This window comes from Helicobacter cholecystus (assembly GCF_003364215.1).
Taxonomy (GTDB): Bacteria; Campylobacterota; Campylobacteria; order Campylobacterales; family Helicobacteraceae; genus Helicobacter_G; species Helicobacter_G cholecystus.
The window spans coordinates 216,122-235,180 of the sequence record NZ_NXLU01000001.1 but is presented as its reverse complement, the minus strand read 5'-3'; the positions used below and the strand labels follow the sequence as shown (position 1 = coordinate 235,180).

Here is a 19,059-nt window from a genome sequence, read left to right as displayed (position 1 = left end):
GTAAGGAAAAAATACAGAAAATATAAGACAAAATTTACTTTTTGACAAGATTTTTTAAAAATTTCTTCTATCATTTGGATTTTTCTATTTTAAAATCATGATTTTATTTTGGAGTAAGTGTGTGAAAAATATTGCAATTTTATGTGACAGCAATCCAATGACCAAGCCACGTCCTGCACGACTTATTAGAATGCTTCAGGGCTTTTATCATCTTTTTGTGTTTGGCAAAGAATGCCCCTTAATTCAAGGAGTGAAAACCTTTTCTTTTCCCCCTAGCAAGAGTGCAGCCCAAAGAACCCCCCAAGAGCAAGAAGAATTACTCCAAGCTTGCAGAAATAAAAACTTTGACAAACTTCTCTATACTCCTAATCGTTTGATACTAAAAGATGCTCTTCTTAGCACTAAGGGGCTGGATTTATTGATTGTTGAAGATATCACTCTTTTGCCCTTTGCCTTAGAATATAAAAAAAATAATTTGAGAGCCAAGGTGATGATTGATTTAAGAGAATATTATCCCCTAGAGTATGAAAATGATGCAAAATGGTTAGAGAGTTTTGGGGCATTTTTTAAATATCTCTGCGATACATTTCTACCCCAAGTTGATCGTGCTCTTTGTGTAAGTGAAGGGATTGCACACAAGTATCAAGAAGTATATAACATTTGCCCCACACTCTTTCTCTCTCTTCCTCCATACAGCCCACTCACCCCCTCAAAAAATACTCATTTAGAGCTTATCTACCATGGACTAATCAGTCCTGATCGCGAGAGTTTCAATCTCTTAGAAATTGCTAAAGGGCTTAAAGAGGGGATAAGATTAAACCTCATCACCCTTAGCAATCACCCCTCTTTTTTAAAAGATTTTCACTCCCAAGCCCAAACAATCCCCACAATTAAAATTCATACACCAAAAAAGCTAGAGGAGATTATCCCCTTTACAAATGCCTTTGATCTTGGAGTCATTACACTTAAACCCAATGGATTTAATAACACTCATGCTCTGCCTAATAAATTCTTTGAGTATATTCAAGCTCGTCTTGGAGTGATGAGCACACCCCTACCTTCAATCACTCCACTGATAGAAAAATATGGAATTGGAAAAGTCTCAAAAGATTTTCAAACCTCTTCTTTAATTGCTTTAATTAACTCTTTGACCCTACAAGATGTTATCCACTTTAAATCCAATGCCCATAAAGTAAGCCCACTTTTAAGCACACAAGAAAACCAAAAAAAGATTTTACATCTCATTGCAGAGCTATTGGGAGAAAAAAATGATTTGGCTTGATATTACAGATCCAAAATATGTCCTTTTTTTTAAAGGCATGCTTCCTCTACTTAAAAAAATAGATGAAGTGATAATCACAACAAGAGGGAATGAGGACTATAGTGAAACTCATCGACTTTTAGAACTTTTTAAGATTGAGGCATACTGTATAGGGGGTTATGGAGGGGCGAGTAAGTTGGGGAAGCTCCAAGCAAGACTGCAAAGGCAAAATGGGTTCTTATCTCTTTTTAAGCGTTTGGGTAAAACCCCTCAAATATTTATTACAGGAGCAAGTGTTGAGGGAGTCCAAACAGCTTATGGGCTAGGAATTCCTGTGATTAACTTTGCTGACACCCCTATTGCAGGGCATATCTTCTCTCTACAGGCCCTCACCATTCTCTCTCGTCTTACCCTCCCTCTCTCCTCCCTTGTTTTTCATCCCTTTGTTGTCCCCGCTCAATGCTATGAAGCACTAGGTGTTGCAAAAGAAAATATTATTGCTTATGAATTTATTGATGTGGCTCTATGGCTTAGAGATCTTAAGAAAGGAAAAGATTTTAGAGAAGAGCTAGGGCTTGACTCCTCCTTGCCTTGTATCTTAATTAGAGAAGAGGAGTATAAAGCTCACTATGTCAAAGAAAAACTTCCTATTATTTATGAGAGTGTTCATCTACTCTCTTCCTCACTCAATGCTAATTTGGTGATTATGCCACGCTATGGAAGTGAGGGGCTTATTAAAGAATTTGGTGGTTTAAACAATGTCCATATTTTGGAGAAAAAGTTAGATCCTAGCGAGTTCTATCCCTATATTGATTTGCTTATTGGTGGAGGGGGGACAATGAATCTTGAGAGCTGTTATCTTGGGATTCCTACTATTTCTACACGCTCACTTTTTCTTTATCATGATATCTATCTTCTTGAAAATAGGTTAATGCATCATGCCAAAACTCCACAAGAAGTGCTATTTTTTGCACGCAATATCCTCAGCAAACTCACCCCACCTGTCCCAAATGCACATTTATTTGAAAAAGAAAAAGCAGGATTTGAAAAGATTGTAGAAACCCTTAAACAAAGATTTTTCACTCCCAACTAAATCACTCACTTTTCACTGATTGCCAAGCACAAAAAAGAATACTCCTTGGTGCATAAAACACAACAAAATCAATAGCTCTTTGTCATACCAATAGAATCTTACTCTCCTATTATCTTTCCCTTATTTTTTAACTTCAAACAAAACTCTCATCTCTTGGTTTTTTCTCAAACTCTGAGTAAAATCATCTCAAGCAAATTAATCAATATAAATTTTCAAAGAAAAGATTAAAGGAGAAAAAATGAGTGAGAGCAAACAACTTGTTTGTTTTGAAGCCTCTGCAGGAAGTGGAAAAACCTATAGCTTAGCAATGCGATATGTTTATTTGCTTTTTGAGGGTGCAAAAGTAGAAGAAATTCTCACTCTTACCTTTACAAAAAAAGCAGTCAAAGAAATGGGGGAGAGGATTGCAAGATTTCTAGAAATCCTTGCAGGAGAAGAATGTGAAGAAAAAAGCAATCTGATTAAAAATCTCAATCAACACTACGCTCTTCATCAAACCATAGTGCAAGAAAATGCAAAAAGGCTTCTTAAAAATTTCTATATCTCAACTCCCAAAATTATGACGATTGATGCATTTTTTAATTCCATTGCAAAACGCTTTTGTTGGTATATGGGTATTCCTTATAATTTTTCACCTCAAAAACTTGAAACTAAAGAAATCTATGAGCATTTTCTCTCCACTCTTCAAGACAAACAAAAAGAATTCTTGCTTGAGTTCTGCCTCTCTCACGACCAATCTCTCTCTCAGATTCTTAATATGATTGATCAAGTCAATGCAAACTATCCCAATAGTTTAAAACAATTGTTGCAAGGGGATCTTGAAAAGATTAAAGCAAAAATTCTACAAGAGGCTAAGAGCATTGCAGATCGAATTCTTAATCACCCTCAAGCCTCAGATACAGCAAAGAAAAATGTTAGTTTTAAAAATTTTGATGATCTTCTTTCAAAAAATTGGATTCTTAAAAGAGAGCAATACCATTATTTTAAAAACCTCAAACTCTCCCCTAGTGATTTTAATGAACTTACTCAAGCTTTAAAAGAGTATTTTTGCCTAAAAGAAAGCATCTCTCTAGGCTTTATTGAACAATTTCGTTTCCACTACAGCCAAAGCAAAAGCCATATGATTAAAAAACACAATGCGCTTGATTTCTCCGATATTACGCAAAAATGTTATAGCCTATTATGTGAGAACAAAATTTCCTCAGATTTTTTCTATTTCCGATTAGATGAGAAAATCTCACATATTCTTCTTGATGAATTTCAAGACACCAGTGTTTTGCAGTATAAAATTCTCTACCCATTAATTGTAGAGATTTGCTCTGGGAATGGAAGAATCAAGGAAAGAAGTTTTTTTGTTGTAGGGGATCAGAAGCAAAGTATTTATAGTTTTAGAGGGGGTGAGGGGAGATTGATGAGAGATGTGAGGGAAAATTTCTCACTCAAAGATTATGCACTTAATACAAATTATCGCAGTGGAGAGGTAATCGTAGAATTTGTCAATCAAGTTTTTGAGCAATGCATGAGCGACTATACCAAGCAAAATTCACAAAAAAGTGGAGGGTATGTTAAGATTTTCCCACAGATTCTCTTTGAAAAAGATACAGATAACAAATCTATTGTTTTTGATCAAATTCACTCTACCTTAGAGGAACTTTTACAAAAAGGCGCAAGACTTGATGAGATTGCAATACTCTGTTTTAACAATCAAGAAGTTCTAGAAATAGGTGATTTTCTTAAAAAATACTATCAACACATTACCACAGAAGAAAGTATTTCTTTAGATAAAAAAAGAGATGCACAAATCCTCTTAAATGCATTGCAATACTCTCTTAATCCTCAAGAGACAAATTCTCTAGCTCCCTATAATCTTGCAAAGCTTTTGGGTCAAGATATTGACTCTCCTCCTCCCTATATTGCTTGGAAAGATCAAAGCATTGAAGAGTTTATTTATCAAAGTATCAAACTCTATGCTCTTAATTCCTTGGAAGCACAAAAGATGCTTGAGTTGGCTTGTGAGAGTAAAAATATTGAAGAGTTTATTTGCAATGTCAAGAATTTTAATGGACTTGAAGAAGAAAAACAAGGATTAAGAATCCTTACAATCCACAAATCAAAAGGACTTGAATTTCCTCATCTTATTGTAGTGGATAAAATGAGTAAGGGAGGTAATGATAAAGATCCTCTTTTTTACCACTACGACCAAGAACTCAAAGCAACCCTCTTTTTAAAACAAAAAAATCGTGAAGAATTTGATGAAATCTATGCATATGCTAAACAAGTCAAAAAAGAGAAAGAACGGAAAGAGAAGCAAAATTTGCTTTATGTTGCACTCACACGAGCAGTGGAGAGTCTCTGGATTATGCCCATTCATCCCTATCGAGGAAATAGTGCATTTGAGAATATTGGTCTTGTTGATAAAGATGGGGTATTGCTTCTTAAGAGTGAATATGGAAAACTTGAAAATATCACAAGCATCAAGAATGAAAAAAATCAGCCTCTTTTAGAAGTCGTTACCCAAAAAGACTTTGGACGCCAAGAGAGCTTTATTAAAGTCAAAGAAAAAATTTATAAACCTAATCATATCCCAGCAATTAAGCGTGGAGATGCCTTTCATAAGGCTTTAGAGCTTTATCTTGGATACAAATGTCCTATCCTAAAAATAGGAAAATATCTAAAAAATCATTATGGAATCTACCTCAATATGGAGGAAGAGGGTAAAATTCTAGAGTCTTTGCAAAAAATCTCATCACTTTTTGTTGAAAAATTTCATTTTAGTGAATTAAAAACAGAAGTTTCTTTTATGGTTGAAGATAAACTTTATAGAATAGATTGTCTTTTACTTTGTAAGGATGAAAATCAGACAATCAAAAAAGCAATTGTCATTGATTATAAAAGTGGTGGGGAAAACAAAACTTATGAAGATCAAATCAGACGTTATGCAAATTTTGTCAAGATTATATACCCTCAAGCTGAGGTTAGAGGCTATTTGATGTATCAGCACAATCTTGACTTGCATCAAGTCATATGTGAAGGAGTATAAATGTTTGCATTAGTAAAAAAAATTATCCATATGGAGAGTTTTGGAGGAATCTTTTTATTTTTCTGTGCTCTTCTTGCAATGGTGGTAGCAAATAGTCCTATCGCCTCTTGGTATTTTGATTTATGGAATCAAAAACTAGGCCTTAGCTATGGAGATCACTTTTTGGGTTTTAGTCTCCATCTTTGGATCAATGATGTTTTAATGAGCTTTTTCTTTTTAATGGTGGGGTTAGAGATTAAAAGAGAATTCCTCTATGGAGGATTGTCAGGATTTAAAAAAGCAGCCTTTCCTGCAATCGCAGCCGTTGGAGGAATGATCTTCCCTGCAATCATTTATTTGATTTTTAATCTTGGTACTCCCACAGAACATGGGTTTGGGATTCCCATGGCCACAGATATTGCTTTTGCTCTAGGTGTTATCTTGCTTTTAGGAAAGAGAGTCCCCTCTTCACTTAAGCTTTTTTTAGTCACTCTTGCTGTTGTTGATGATTTGGGTGCAATTGTTGTGATCGCAATTTTTTATAGTTCAGGCATTGCATCTTTTTGGCTTCTTTGCTCAGTCTTTTTAGTAGGAATTCTTGTTGCACTCAATTATGCAGGAGTCCGATCTTTGACCCCCTATTTGCTTATTGGTATTGTGCTTTGGTTTTGTATACATGAAAGCGGAATTCACGCAACAATCTCAGCAGTAATCCTTGCCTTCTGTATTCCTATCGAACCTAAAATACAAACCAAGATCTTTATGGAAAAGATGAATAAAGAGCTAGAGCATTTCAGCAATAAAGACAAGGGGAGAAAAAATGTCCTCTTAAATCATGAGCAAATTCATCACATTGAAACTATGCACAAAGTAATGAGTGAAGTTCAAAGCCCTCTCTCTAAACTTGAACACTTTCTACACTCCTACTCTACTTATTTAATTATGCCTCTTTTTGCCTTTGCCAATGCGGGAGTTGCAATTAATGGAGGAAATATTGATCCAACAGCAAGCCATATTGTTTATGGTATAGGACTTGGCCTAATTGTGGGAAAACCTCTAGGAATCTTAATTCTTACTTATTTATGCGAAAAGTTTGGCATTGCCTCACGCCCAAGTCATCTCTCTTGGGGGTGTATTTTAGGAGCAGGAATGCTTGCAGGAATTGGATTTACAATGTCAATGTTTGTGACAAATCTAGCTTTTGAGAATGCAGGACATATTGATATTGCAAAAATTTCCATTCTTTGTTCATCACTTTTAGCAGGGATTTTAGGAAGTTTGACACTTTTGTTTTTATGTAAAAAAACTAATATGCTAAAATCTCAAGCTTAATTTTTAAATAAAAGGATACACAATGCAAGATGCAAATAGCCTTACAGGGATTCTAACTTCTCTTGTTCCATTTATCGCAATTTTTGCGATTTTTTATTTTTTATTTATTCGTCCCCAAAAAAATCAACAAAAAAAACATAAACAGATGCTTGAAGCACTACAGGTGGGAGATAAGGTTGTTTCTTATGGTGGGATTATGTGTGAGATTATTAAAAAGGAAGACAATCATTTTCTTGTAAGATCGGGTGAAAGCACAATGAAGCTTGTAAAGGAATACATCGCTTACAAAGTTGAGCAATAAGCCACAATGAACTTTCGACTTTTAATTTTTATTGCTTGCTCCATTTTTGGACTGCTACTCTCAATTCCTTCTTTTACAAATCTTCAAGGTCCCAAGATTAATCTTGGGCTTGATTTGCAAGGAGGATTGACAATGCTTTTAGAAATCAAAACTTCTGAAGCTATAAAATCTCGCTACAACTCTCTTGCAACTAGCCTTAATTATGAAGCCAAGAAACAAAAAATTCTCATTAGAAATCTTAAAACAAATGATCACTCTCTTTCTTTTAAATTGCTAGATATTGATGAAAAACCCAAAATTGATCAATTTCTCAAAGATTTTGGGGGACTAGAGATTAATTATTCTGATGGAGAATATTCTTTAAGTTTTACACAAGAGCAAATTACACAAATTACTCAAAATGCCATTGATCAAGCTATTGGAACAATCCGTAATCGCTTAGATTTATTTGGACTAAGTGAGCCTAGCGTTACACGACAAGGAAAAGAAAATATTCTTGTTGCTCTTCCAGGGATTAAAAATGCTCAAGAAGAAAAAAGGGCGATTGATTTAATTTCAAAATCTGCACATCTGCAGATGATGGCTGTTGATGAAGAAAGAGCAAGTAGAGCCAATATGATGAGTGAGAGTGAAGCACATAGACTAGGCGATGTGCTTTTACCCTTTGTGAATTCTCAAGAGAAAATTTTACTTAAAGCTGTGCCAATTATTGATGGAGAAATGATTACTGATGCAAAAGTTTCTTACGATCAAAACTCCCAACCTGTTGTAGCTTTCAACCTTGATTCAAAAGGGGCTAAGATTTTTGGAGATTTCTCTGGTGCAAATATTGGAAAAAGAATGGCAATTGTGCTTGATGGAAAAGTTTATTCAGCCCCTGTCATTCGCGAAAGAATTGGAGGCGGGAGCGGACAAATTAGTGGAAATTTTACTTCTGAGGAAGCGAGTGATTTAGCGATTGCTCTTAGGAGTGGTGCACTCTCAGCTCCAGTAGAAGTGATTGAGAAACGAAGTGTTGGGCCAAGCTTAGGAGCTGAGAGTATCAAGGCTTCGATGATTGCACTCTTTAGTGGTTTTGCCTTGGTGCTTATTTTTATGATTATGTATTATCATTTTGCAGGTGTCATTGCTGTAGGAGCTCTTCTTATAAATATCTTACTCATTATTGCGATTATGGCACTCTTTAATGCAACACTCACCCTCCCAGGAATGGCAGGAATTGTACTTACTGTAGGTATGGCAGTCGATGCAAATATCATTATCAATGAGCGTATTAGAGAGTGTTTTTATGAGGGAAAAAGCATTGCTCAATCTATTGAAGAAGGTTATGCCAATGCTTCAAGAGCAATTTTTGATTCTAACCTTACAACAATCATTGCAGCTATCCTGCTCTATGCCTATGGAACAGGAGCAATTAAGGGATTTGCCATCACAATGATTATTGGGATTGTCGTTTCTGTGGTTACAGCTATTTTTGGAACACATGGAATTTATCTTGCTATTCTTAAAAAAATTAACCCTAATCGCAAAAAGTTTTGGTTTGGGATTAAAGGATAAATATGCAATGGATTAAAAATCACACTGCCTTTAATTTTGTCAAATATAATTATTACAGCTTTTATCTTTCCTTATTTCTTCTTCTTGCTTCTTTGGGCCTGATTTTCATTAAAGGCTTTAACTATGGGGTGGATTTTGCAGGGGGGACTTTGGTGCAAATCAAATACAATTCCCCAGCTCCAATCACACAAATTCGCTCTATTCTTGATTTAAATGCAAACTTTAAAGGATCGCAAGTGAGTGAATTTGGGAGCAAGGAAGAAATTTTGATTAAAATTCCCTACTCTCCCTCTCTCTCTGCAGGAAAACTCAATGATGAAGTGAAAAGCATTCTTCAAAATACAGGGGAATTTGAAATTCGTCGCGTAGATTTAGTTGGTCCTAAAGTGGGGGCCGAGCTTAAAGAAAGAGGATTGACTGCTTTACTTTTGGCATTGATTGCAATTTTAATTTATGTTTCTTATCGTTATGAATGGAAGTTTGCTCTCTCTGCTGTTATTGCTCTTTTTCATGATGTGCTCATTAGTTCTGCATGCATCATTCTCTTTAAAGTTGATCTCAATCTTGAGGTAATCGCTGCACTCTTAACCATTATTGGATATTCCATCAATGACACAATTATTATTTTTGATCGTATTCGAGAACAAATCATTGCAAGAAGAGCAGGAAATCTTGATGATGTCATTAATGAGGCACTCAATTCTACACTCTCAAGAACCTCGCTCACTTCTTTAACAGTGCTTTTTGTAGTAGCCACTCTTTATATTTTTGGAGGTGAGATTATTGTTGGATTTTCACTGCCTATGCTTGTAGGTGTAATTGTGGGAACATATAGCTCAATGTTTTTGGCTCCAAGATTAATCGTATTATTTGGTTTTAATCTTGATGCTTATCGCCAAAAGCTCACCGACAAACAAAAAAAAGAAAAAGAGCGAGAAAAAATGCGTGAAATGTATCAAAATGGACAAATTTAAAATTTAAGGAGGAAAAAATGGATTGGGGTAGAGTATTTTTTATATTTTTTAGCCTAATGAGTTTAACATCAATTATTGGTTTTCTTTATGATCCAAGTCTCATCATGCTTTTTATTGCAGCAGCAGTAAATTTCATTTCTACAACACTTAAAATTGGAGTAAAAAATTTACTCTCTTCAGAGATGCTTGCAAGCTCTTTGGTCGTGGATTTGCATCTTATTCCTGCATTTTTAGTTCTTCAAATTTATCATAATCAAAAAGTTGCCAATGCCCTTGCAGTAGGTGCTTTAGCTGCATGTATATTTTCTGTGGCACTCATGTTGATTGAATGTGCAAAGAGCAAAGAATCTAATTTTTAGGAAAAACAATGAGTGAATACAATCCACGAGAAATAGAAAAAAAATGGCAGCAAACTTGGCTAGAGAAAAATACCTTTGAGCCTAAAGAAGACCATAGCCTTCCTAAAAAATACATTCTCTCTATGTTCCCCTATCCAAGTGGATCAATTCATATGGGACATGTGAGAAATTATTGTATTGGTGACGCACTTGCTAGATATTATCGCAAGAGTGGGTTTAATGTTTTACACCCCATTGGTTGGGATGCTTTTGGAATGCCTGCAGAAAATGCCGCAATCAAGCATAAACTTCACCCTAAAGATTGGACCTATTGCAATATTGCAAATATGAAAAAAGAGTTGATGAGCTTAGGACTCTCTTTCTCTCAAGAAAGAGAGCTTGCAACAAGTGATGAAGACTACACGCAATTTGAGCAAGAGATCTTTACAAAAATGTGGGAAAGTGGTTTAGTTTATAAAAAAAGTGCAAAACTCAATTGGTGCCCCCATGATCAAACTGTTTTAGCTAATGAACAAGTCATTGATGGGAAATGTTGGCGATGTGATACACCCGTAGTCCAAAAAGAGATGGATCAGTACTACATCAAGATCACACAATATGCCCAAGAACTTTTGGATGATTTGGATACTTTAGAGAATAAATGGCCTTCTCAAGTACTTAATATGCAAAGAAACTGGATTGGAAAATCAACAGGGTTAGAATTTGAATTTAAACTTTCTTCTCCCGTAGACAAAATCCAAACACTCAAAGTCTTTACAACACGACCTGACACAATCTATGGTGTCACTTATTGTGCAATCAGTGCAGAGCATCCTCTTACCCAAGCACTCCTCCCCTCACTCTGCCTTGAAGCACAAGAACAGATCAAAGCAATTGAAAATATGACTGCAAGAGAGCGTTCTATTGCCCCAAAAAGTGGTGTGCCTCTAGGGGTAAATGTCATCCATCCTTTAAGTGGAGAAAGTCTTCCTGTATGGGTAGCTAATTTTGTTTTGAATGATTATGGTTGTGGAGCTGTGATGAGTGTTCCTGCACATGATGGCAGAGATTTTGAATTTGCCTCTCTCTATAACTTACCCATTAAAAAAGTCATAGAATGTTCTGAGATTCCCTACACCCTTGAAGGAAAGCTTATCCAAAGTGGAGAATTCAATGGAATGTCCAACACTCAAGCCAAAGAAGCAGTAATTGAGTATTTTGAAAAAAATGCACTAGGAAAAAGAGTCACAAATTACAAAATCCGTGATTGGGGAATTTCACGTCAGCGTTATTGGGGAACCCCTATTCCACTTATTCATTGTCCAACCTGTGGAATTGTGTCTGAAACTCGCCTTCCTGTCACACTTCCCTATGATGTTGTGATTGATGGTGAGGGCAATCCCTTAGAAAAGCATCCAACTTGGAAGAAATGCACCTGTCCAAAATGTGGAATTGAGGCTAGTAGAGAAACAGATACAATGGATACTTTCATGGAATCAAGCTGGTATTTCTTGCGCTATGCTACACCTAAGAAATTACGCACCTTAAAGGCTTTAGATGAAGAAAGCACACGCTATTGGCTTAATGTTGATGAATACATTGGGGGAGTAGAACATGCTATTTTGCATTTACTTTATGCAAGATTCTTTACAAAAATGCTCAAAACTCTAGGCTATGTGCATATTAGTGAACCCTTTGAACATCTCCTCACTCAAGGAATGGTGCTTAAAGATGGTGCAAAGATGAGTAAAAGTAAGGGTAATGTGATAGATCCAAATTGCATTGTCTCAAAATATGGTGCTGATAGTGCAAGACTTTTTATTCTTTTTGCAGCACCTCCCACAAAAGAGTTAGAGTGGAATGATGATGCACTTGAGGGAGCCTATAGATTCATTAAACGCCTTTGGGATCGAAGCAAAAATGTTATTCCTTGCCAAACTCTTCCTCAAATCAACCCTCAATCACTCAGCAAAGAAAGCAAATTTGCAAGAAAAAAAGTTTATGAAGCACTTAAAAAAAGCAATGAAATTTTTAATAAAAAAATTGCAGGCTACCCCTTTAATACTCTTATTAGCTCATGTATGGAGGCACTCAATGCCTTAAGCAATCAAGATAATGCAGATGTGTGGAGTGAGGGATATTTTATTTTACTTAATCTTTTAGAGCCCATAATTCCACATATAAGTTATGAACTCTCCCAAGAACTTTTTTCTCTTAAGAATTTCATTCCTTTGGAAATTGATCAAAATGCCTTAGCAGATGAGACTTTAAACTTAGTTGTGAGTGTCAATGGCAAAAAAAGAGCTGATATTACAATCCCTTTAAATCTAGATAAACATGAAATCTTAAAACTTGCAAAAGAGAGTGTAAGCAAATGGCTAGAAGGGGAGATCAATAAAGAAATTTATATCCCTAATAAACTAGTAAATTTTGTCTTAAAATGAGAAAATTTTTTATTCTGGTTTTACTCTTCTTTCTTATGGGGTGTGGATATCGCCCCATTGGACATTTTGCTAAAGAGATTTTTGGTGAAAGTATTTATGTAGAAGTGGTGATTAATCCTAAATTTCCAAAATCTGGAATCTTTGCAAAAGATATGCTTAATAAAGCCTTTCTTGCTAGATTTCATCTCAATGTTGTTCCAAAAGACCAAGCCCAAAGTAATATTTTAATGGATTTAAGAAAGATTGACTTTACCTCAATTGCCCAAGATGATCAGGGCTTTAGCACGCATTACAGAATTACAGTGGATATTGATTTTAAATACAAAAGTATTTATGGGCAAGATTATGCGATCACTACAAGTGGAAGCAGTGATTATGCCTCAACAGACAATATGACCTCTATTGCCACAGAAAAAGCCCAGCTTGATGCAATTAATCTTGCAGTAGAGCAAGCAATCAATAAATTTGTTTCTCAAACCTTCTATCAAGGTGCAACTTATCTCAAAAAGCGTGGCAATGAATCTCGCTAAATTTTTAGAGAAAAAAGGGGCTGAATATGCCCCCTTTGATCCCAATCGTGCACCTCAAATCTTTGAACTTTTTGTAAAAGATTTTCTTCCCTATTTTCACCCTAAAGTCATTCATATTGTCGGCACTAATGGCAAAGGAAGCACAGGAAGAATGATTGCAAGGGGATTAAAAAATGTTCTGCATTTCACCTCTCCTCATCTCTTTTGCATCAATGAACGTTTTTATCTTAATGGAGAAAATATTGCACTCCAAGCACTTGAAGATGCACATACAAAGCTTTATGAAAAAAAATACATGCATAGGGCTAGTTATTTTGAATACTTGACATTTTTATGCTTATATTTGGCAAAAGATTGTGGATATTTAATTCTTGAGGCAGGGCTTGGAGGAGAGTTTGATAGCACCAATGTTATTAGGGAAAAAATTTCAGTCTTTACCCAAATTGGCCTAGATCATTGTGAGATCTTAGGGGAGAGTTTAGAACAAATTGCTACAACCAAGCTTAATTCTATGGGAAGAGTTGCATTTTTAGGAATTCAAAAATACCCTCAAGTGCAACATATTGCTAAAAATATTGCACAAAGTAAAAAAGCTCAAATTACAATCTTAAAAGACCTTATCACTCCCCCTTTTGCTATGCCTGAATTTTTAGTAGAAAATCTCACCCTTGCCTCAGAAGTATTAGATTTTCTGAATATTCAATACAATTTGGCACAAATTGCTACACTTGATTTGCAAGGGCGTATGCAAAAATACTCCTCCCTTATTACTTTAGATGTAGGCCATAATCCTGATGGTGCAAGAGCTATACTCAAAGAGTTTATGGGTAAAAAAATAATTTTAATTTATAATGCTTACAAACAAAAAGATGTCGCTCAAGTCCTCTGTATCCTCTCCCCTATTATCAAAGAAGTTCAAATCATTCCAATTAATGATCCTAGAGCAATAAGCAAAGAGGAGCTAAAAAGAATTTTAAAAGAACTTGGGCTAAAATTTTCAGATTTTAAAGAGGTTAAGAGGGGGGAAGAAATTCTTGTATTTGGTTCTTTTAGCGTTGTAAAAGCATTTTTGGAGAGTGTGGGTGAGAGATAGAATCTATATTAGCATCGTTGATGAAGAGGGATCAAAGCAGTTCAATCTGCATAAAGTTGCAAAAAAAATCTTTCTCTACTCGCTCATTGCTCTATTGATCACGATTGTGAGTGGATTTTTTTTAATGACTTATTTAATGAAGCAGATTCGAGATATTTCTGCTACAAAAATACAAATAACACAAAATTACAAAGACACTTTTTATCAAAATCAAGAGCTTAAAACAAAAATTAGCTCTAAATCCCAAGAGCTTATTGATATTACAAAAAGAGTGGATGATTTAGAGGAGATTGTCAATCTCTCCAAAAACACTGATGATCCAATCCAATACAATATCTCAAACCTTCAAACCACACAGGAGCAAAAAAAGATTCTGCTTCAAATCATTCCCAATGGTGCACCTATTGCAATTAGTGCAAAAATCGCCTCGGTCAAACTTCGCCCTCATCCCTCTAAAGGAACTTATGGTATAAACAGTGGGATTGACTACATTGTTCCACTTAAAACCCCAATTTATGCTACCGCTGAAGGGATTGTTGATCTTTCTAGAAATGGAAAAAAAGGTTATGGAAAGTTTGTTAAACTCACGCATGCCTATGGTTTTAGCTCGATGTATGCACATCTTTCAGAGATTTTAGTTAAAAAGGGGGATTTTGTTCAGAAAGGACAACTCATTGGATACAGTGGGAATAGTGGAAACAGCAATGGTGCAAGATTATATTATGAAGTAAGATTTCTAGAAGGCTATCAAAACCCACTCGATTACACTCAATGGGGTGAGGAAAATTTTGACAGTATTTTTGAAAAACAAACCCATGTGCATTGGGATAAGCTTTTATGGGCAATTGATGAGTTAAGACAAATTAAAAATCGTCTCAACAATAAGGGCTAAATATGTTTGATCATCGCTTAGTTTTAATGATTACAGATTCAAGAGGAAGCCGTATTTTCAATATCAAAGCCTTTTTTAAGCGGATTGCCTTTTATGTAGCAATTTTTATATTTACACTTATTTTTTTCTCTTTAATTTCAATCAGTATTTTCAGACAAGAACTCTTAGAGATTGAACAAAGCAATCAAACTCTCTTTAATGAGTATCAAAAACTTTTAGAAAAAAATACTCTCTTAAATGACAAAATTGAACAACGTATTGAAGAACTTGCACTTGTAGGTGATAGAGTGGAGCATTTAGAAGGGATGGTTGGAATCCCCTCAGACAGTGAAGAGTATGAGAAAATTAATTATGGACTCCAAGATAGACTTGAAATTGCCTCACTTGCAGGGGCACAAAAAGCCTTTGTTATGAAATTCATCCCCAATGGTTATCCTATGGATTATTACAGAAGAATATCAGATTTTTTTGGATATCGCTATCACCCAATTTTACAAAGAAAACACCTACATGCTGGGGTAGACTTTAGCGCAGAGATTGGAACACCGATTTATGCTACTGCTGATGGTGTTGTAGAATTTGCAAGGAAACATTATAATGGCGGATATGGAAATCTCATTAAGATTGATCACTCTTTTGGTTTTAAAACTTATTATGCACATTTAGATGAACTACTTGTAAAAAGAGGGGATTTCATTAGAAAGGGACAGATTATTGCTTATAGTGGCAATTCAGGAATGAGTACTGGTCCTCACCTACACTATGAAATAAGATTTTTGGGAGCTTATGTAGATCCTCAAATTTTTATTGAGTGGAATATGCGAGATTTTGATTCTATTTTTAAAAAGGAGACAAATATACCATGGCAGTCTTTGCTAACAACGATAAACAACTTGATGGAGCAAATGGAGCTACCATTATCTCAAGTGGCACAAAAATAAAAGGAGAAATTCATACTCATTGTCATTTACATATTGATGGTGATTTTGAAGGAGTGATTCACTCCAATAGCACTGTTAATATTGGCAAGAATGGTGTTGTCAATGGTGAGGTTTTCTCAGAAAAATTAATTGTAAGTGGCAAGCTCTTTGGAACTGTAAAATCTAAAATTGTTGAGATTATGCCTTATGGAAAAATTGATGGAAAAGTCTCAAGTCATGAGTTAGTGATTGAAAGAAAGGGGAATCTTACAGGGGAGAGTATTGTTGAGGATGGGGAGCAATTAGATTGATTTGTAGCATTTTATATGCCTTAACTCAAAATAAAGCTCTTAATTTTGAGCTTTTACTCACCCAAAACTATAAAGAAGCACAAATGGCTTTTGAAACCCTTGACTATCTTAGCCCTCAAAGTCAAATCAAGCCATTTTTACTTCCAGAATTACGTATAGTTTTTGGTGATGATTTGCGTTCCTACTTTCAAGAATTGAGTGCGCTGAGTCATACTCTTAGAAATTATTATGCCTTTGAAGGCAAAAAAATTCTCATTGCTCCAATTTTGAGCGTGATGTATGCACTTCCAAGCGCTCAGCATCTCCAATCTTTTTGGATACAAAAAGAACAAAACTACTCTATCCAAGAGCTTAAAGAAAAACTTTCTCTTTATGGTTATGAATTTGTAGATTTTGTAGAAACAGAGGGAGAGGTGAGCATTAGAGGGGATATTATGGATATTTTTATCCCTCATCACCCCAATCCTTATCGAATCTCCTTTTTTGATGTTTTTGTAGAAGAAATTAAAGAATTTGAATTAGAAAGTCAGTTGTGTTTAGAGGGAGAAGTGCAGAGTATTGAGATCACTCCCCCTTTCTTCTCTCTTTCAGAAGATGAGGAAAAAACTATCCAAGAGACAATACAAAAGCAAGACTTCCAATCTCTCAGTCAAGATGTTCAGGGTCTAGGATTTTGGTTTCTTCCACATAAAATCCTCCTTCCACAAGTTCTTAGCACAGCCCTGACACAAGAAGCAAAAAGTGAAGCTATAGAGTTTTTCTCTTTCCAAGAACAAAGCGATTTAGGAGAAAATGATCTTGAAAAGTGCAGAGTTTTAGAACCTATTGAAGGGTATAGTGATATTCTTTTTGATATTAAAAATCTTGAACTTCTTCTTGCTCATCAAGATAAACAAATCACTCTTCTTTGCAATAACTCCTCTGTCTTTGAAAATCTTAAATTTCACTACAATCTTGAGGGGGTTACACTCAAAACCTCTCCACACATCATCAATATCTTAACTCCAACAGAACTCATTCTCTCACTCAATACTTTTAGCTCTAAAACAAAAACCAAAAAACCCAAAATCTTGCTTGATGAACTAAAAATTGGAGAGTATATTGTCCATCAAGACTATGGTATTGGGATTTTTAGAGGGATTGTGCAAACTGAAATTATTGGAAGTGTAAGAGACTTTATCCAAATTGATTACCAAGGAGAAGATAAGCTCTTACTGCCTGTAGAAAATCTCCACCTCATTGATCGCTATATTGCTAATTCTGGAAATGTTCCCATTTTAGATCGGCTTGGTAAGGGGGCTTTCATCAAACTTAGGGACAAGGTTAAAACAAAGCTTTTTGAAATTGCTCAAGGCATTATTGCTCTTGCAGCAAAAAGAGATTTACTAGAGGGTTGCAAGATTGATATTACAAATCCAGAAATAAAAGTTTTTCAAAATGCCTGCAACTTTATACTTACCCAAGATCAAGAGAGAAGTATTTGTGAAATTTTTAACGATCTGTGTAGTGGGAAGGTAATGGATCGCCTCTTAAGTGGTGATGTAGGATTTGGAAAAACAGAAGTGGCGATGAATGCAATATTTGCTGTATGCAAAAGTGGCTATCAATGCGCACTCATTGCTCCTACTACCCTGCTCTCTTCTCAACATTTTGCCTCTCTACAAGCTCGTTTTGAAGGCTTTAATATTACATTAGCCAAGCTTGATAGCACGATTAAAAATAAATCTGCTGTGCTTAAAAATCTTGCTGAGGGCAATATTAATGTAATTGTAGGCACCCAAGCACTTTTAAATGCAACTTTTAAAAACCTAGGGCTTGTTGTTGTAGATGAAGAGCATAAGTTTGGTGTAAAGCAAAAAGAAAAAATCAAAGAGCTAAGTTCTAATGTTCACCTCCTCTCAATGTCTGCCACTCCAATCCCCAGAACACTCAATATGGCACTCTCACAAATTAAGGGTATGAGTTCGCTTCTCACTCCACCTAATGAAAGAGAGGGGGTGAGGACTTTTGTAAAAAATTACAGCGACTCATTGCTAAAAGAAGCTATCAGTCGAGAGCTAAGACGAGGAGGACAAGTCTTTTTCATTCACAATCACATTGCAAGCATTCAAAAGAGAAAAGAAAAGCTCTTAGAACTTATGCCTAGCCTAAAAATTGCACTTTTGCACTCTCAGATTCAAAACAGTGAGGAAATTATGGAGGATTTTTTCAATAAAAAATACAATCTCTTGCTTTGCACCTCAATTGTTGAATCAGGAATTCACCTCAGCAATGCCAATACAATGATTGTAGAAGGTGCGGATCGTTTTGGAATCGCTGATTTGCACCAGCTTAGAGGAAGAGTAGGAAGAGGGAATAAGGAAGGATTTTGCTATTTTCTTATAGAAGATAGAGAGTCTTTAGGTGAGGAGGCAAAGAAGCGGCTTTTAGCCTTGGAGCAAAATTCCTATCTTGGTAGCGGTGCTAGCCTTGCATATCATGATTTAGAGATTAGGGGAGGAGGGAATCTTTTGGGTGAAGCACAAAGCGGACATATTAAAAATATTGGATATGGACTCTATCTTAGAATGCTTGAAGAATGTATTAATGCCCTAAGTGGCAAAGAAAAACTACAGGCTAAAAGTGTTGAGCTCAAACTCAATGTCTCTGCTTATCTCAATCCCGAGCTTATCGCCTCTGATCGATTAAGGCTAGAGCTTTATCGCCGTCTCTCACTTTGCAAAAGTGTTGAAGAAGTTTTTAAAATCCAAGCAGAGATTGAAGATCGATTCGGCAAACCTGATATATATACTAAACAATTTTTAGATCTCATTATTATTAAGATTTTGGGCAGTCTGTGTAACCTCAAAATGATCTCAAACTATGGACAAAACATTACATTCCTTTATAATGATGGCACCAAAGAAACCTTAAAATCTGCAAGTAAAGATGACGATGATGTGATTGCGATGATTTTACAAACCCTAAGAAAAAAACAAAAAGCACTCTAAATTT

At 35.5% G+C, this 19,059-nt stretch carries 15 protein-coding genes; all 15 read left to right on the top strand.

Going from position 1 to position 19,059, the window contains the following annotated elements; all coding sequences use genetic code 11:
* Positions 1-121 precede the first annotated feature (121 nt).
* Positions 122-1,282 (top strand): glycosyltransferase family protein, encoded by a 1,161-nt coding sequence (locus CQA62_RS01315; RefSeq protein WP_115585099.1) that lies wholly within the window; start codon positions 122-124, stop codon positions 1,280-1,282.
* Positions 1,269-2,354, top strand: a complete 1,086-nt coding sequence (locus CQA62_RS01310) for a DUF354 domain-containing protein (protein ID WP_104723940.1) — start codon at positions 1,269-1,271, stop codon at positions 2,352-2,354. The genes CQA62_RS01315 and CQA62_RS01310 overlap by 14 nt, the downstream gene beginning before the upstream one ends.
* 238 nt (positions 2,355-2,592) lie before the next feature.
* On the top strand, positions 2,593-5,394 hold the full coding sequence (locus CQA62_RS01305; protein ID WP_104723938.1) for a RecB-like helicase: 2,802 nt from the start codon (positions 2,593-2,595) through the stop codon (positions 5,392-5,394).
* Positions 5,395-6,705 carry a Na+/H+ antiporter NhaA gene (nhaA, locus tag CQA62_RS01300; RefSeq protein ID WP_104723936.1) on the top strand — a complete coding sequence of 437 codons (1,311 nt, stop codon included), beginning with the start codon at positions 5,395-5,397 and terminating at the stop codon, positions 6,703-6,705.
* Between the two features lie 22 nt (positions 6,706-6,727).
* Positions 6,728-7,006, top strand: a complete 279-nt coding sequence (yajC, locus tag CQA62_RS01295) for a preprotein translocase subunit YajC (protein ID WP_104723934.1) — start codon at positions 6,728-6,730, stop codon at positions 7,004-7,006.
* A gap of 6 nt (positions 7,007-7,012) precedes the next feature.
* Positions 7,013-8,563 (top strand): protein translocase subunit SecD, encoded by a 1,551-nt coding sequence (secD, locus tag CQA62_RS01290; RefSeq protein ID WP_104723932.1) that lies wholly within the window; start codon positions 7,013-7,015, stop codon positions 8,561-8,563.
* A gap of 2 nt (positions 8,564-8,565) precedes the next feature.
* Positions 8,566-9,537, top strand: coding sequence for a protein translocase subunit SecF (gene secF, locus CQA62_RS01285; protein WP_104723930.1), 972 nt, complete (start codon positions 8,566-8,568; stop codon positions 9,535-9,537).
* A 17-nt stretch (positions 9,538-9,554) separates the two neighbouring features.
* Complete coding sequence (locus tag CQA62_RS01280; protein ID WP_115585098.1) at positions 9,555-9,896, top strand: DUF6394 family protein; 342 nt, start codon at positions 9,555-9,557, stop codon at positions 9,894-9,896.
* A gap of 8 nt (positions 9,897-9,904) precedes the next feature.
* Complete coding sequence (leuS, locus tag CQA62_RS01275) at positions 9,905-12,319, top strand: leucine--tRNA ligase (protein WP_104723926.1); 2,415 nt, start codon at positions 9,905-9,907, stop codon at positions 12,317-12,319.
* Entirely contained in the window at positions 12,316-12,849 is a 534-nt protein-coding gene (gene lptE / locus CQA62_RS01270) for an LPS assembly lipoprotein LptE (protein WP_104723924.1), read from the top strand. Before leuS ends, lptE begins: the two co-directional genes overlap by 4 nt.
* Positions 12,836-13,942, top strand: a complete 1,107-nt coding sequence (locus CQA62_RS01265; protein WP_104723922.1) for a Mur ligase family protein — start codon at positions 12,836-12,838, stop codon at positions 13,940-13,942. Before lptE ends, CQA62_RS01265 begins: the two co-directional genes overlap by 14 nt.
* Entirely contained in the window at positions 13,932-14,834 is a 903-nt protein-coding gene (locus tag CQA62_RS01260; RefSeq protein ID WP_104723920.1) for a M23 family metallopeptidase, read from the top strand. The genes CQA62_RS01265 and CQA62_RS01260 overlap by 11 nt, the downstream gene beginning before the upstream one ends.
* A 2-nt stretch (positions 14,835-14,836) precedes the next feature.
* Positions 14,837-15,775: a M23 family metallopeptidase gene (locus tag CQA62_RS01255; RefSeq protein WP_232006740.1), complete on the top strand. Its 939-nt coding sequence runs from the start codon at positions 14,837-14,839 to the stop codon at positions 15,773-15,775.
* On the top strand, positions 15,697-16,065 hold the full coding sequence (locus tag CQA62_RS01250) for a bactofilin family protein (protein ID WP_104723918.1): 369 nt from the start codon (positions 15,697-15,699) through the stop codon (positions 16,063-16,065). Before CQA62_RS01255 ends, CQA62_RS01250 begins: the two co-directional genes overlap by 79 nt.
* Positions 16,062-19,055, top strand: a complete 2,994-nt coding sequence (gene mfd / locus CQA62_RS01245; protein WP_232006741.1) for a transcription-repair coupling factor — start codon at positions 16,062-16,064, stop codon at positions 19,053-19,055. The genes CQA62_RS01250 and mfd overlap by 4 nt, the downstream gene beginning before the upstream one ends.
* Positions 19,056-19,059 lie beyond the last annotated feature (4 nt).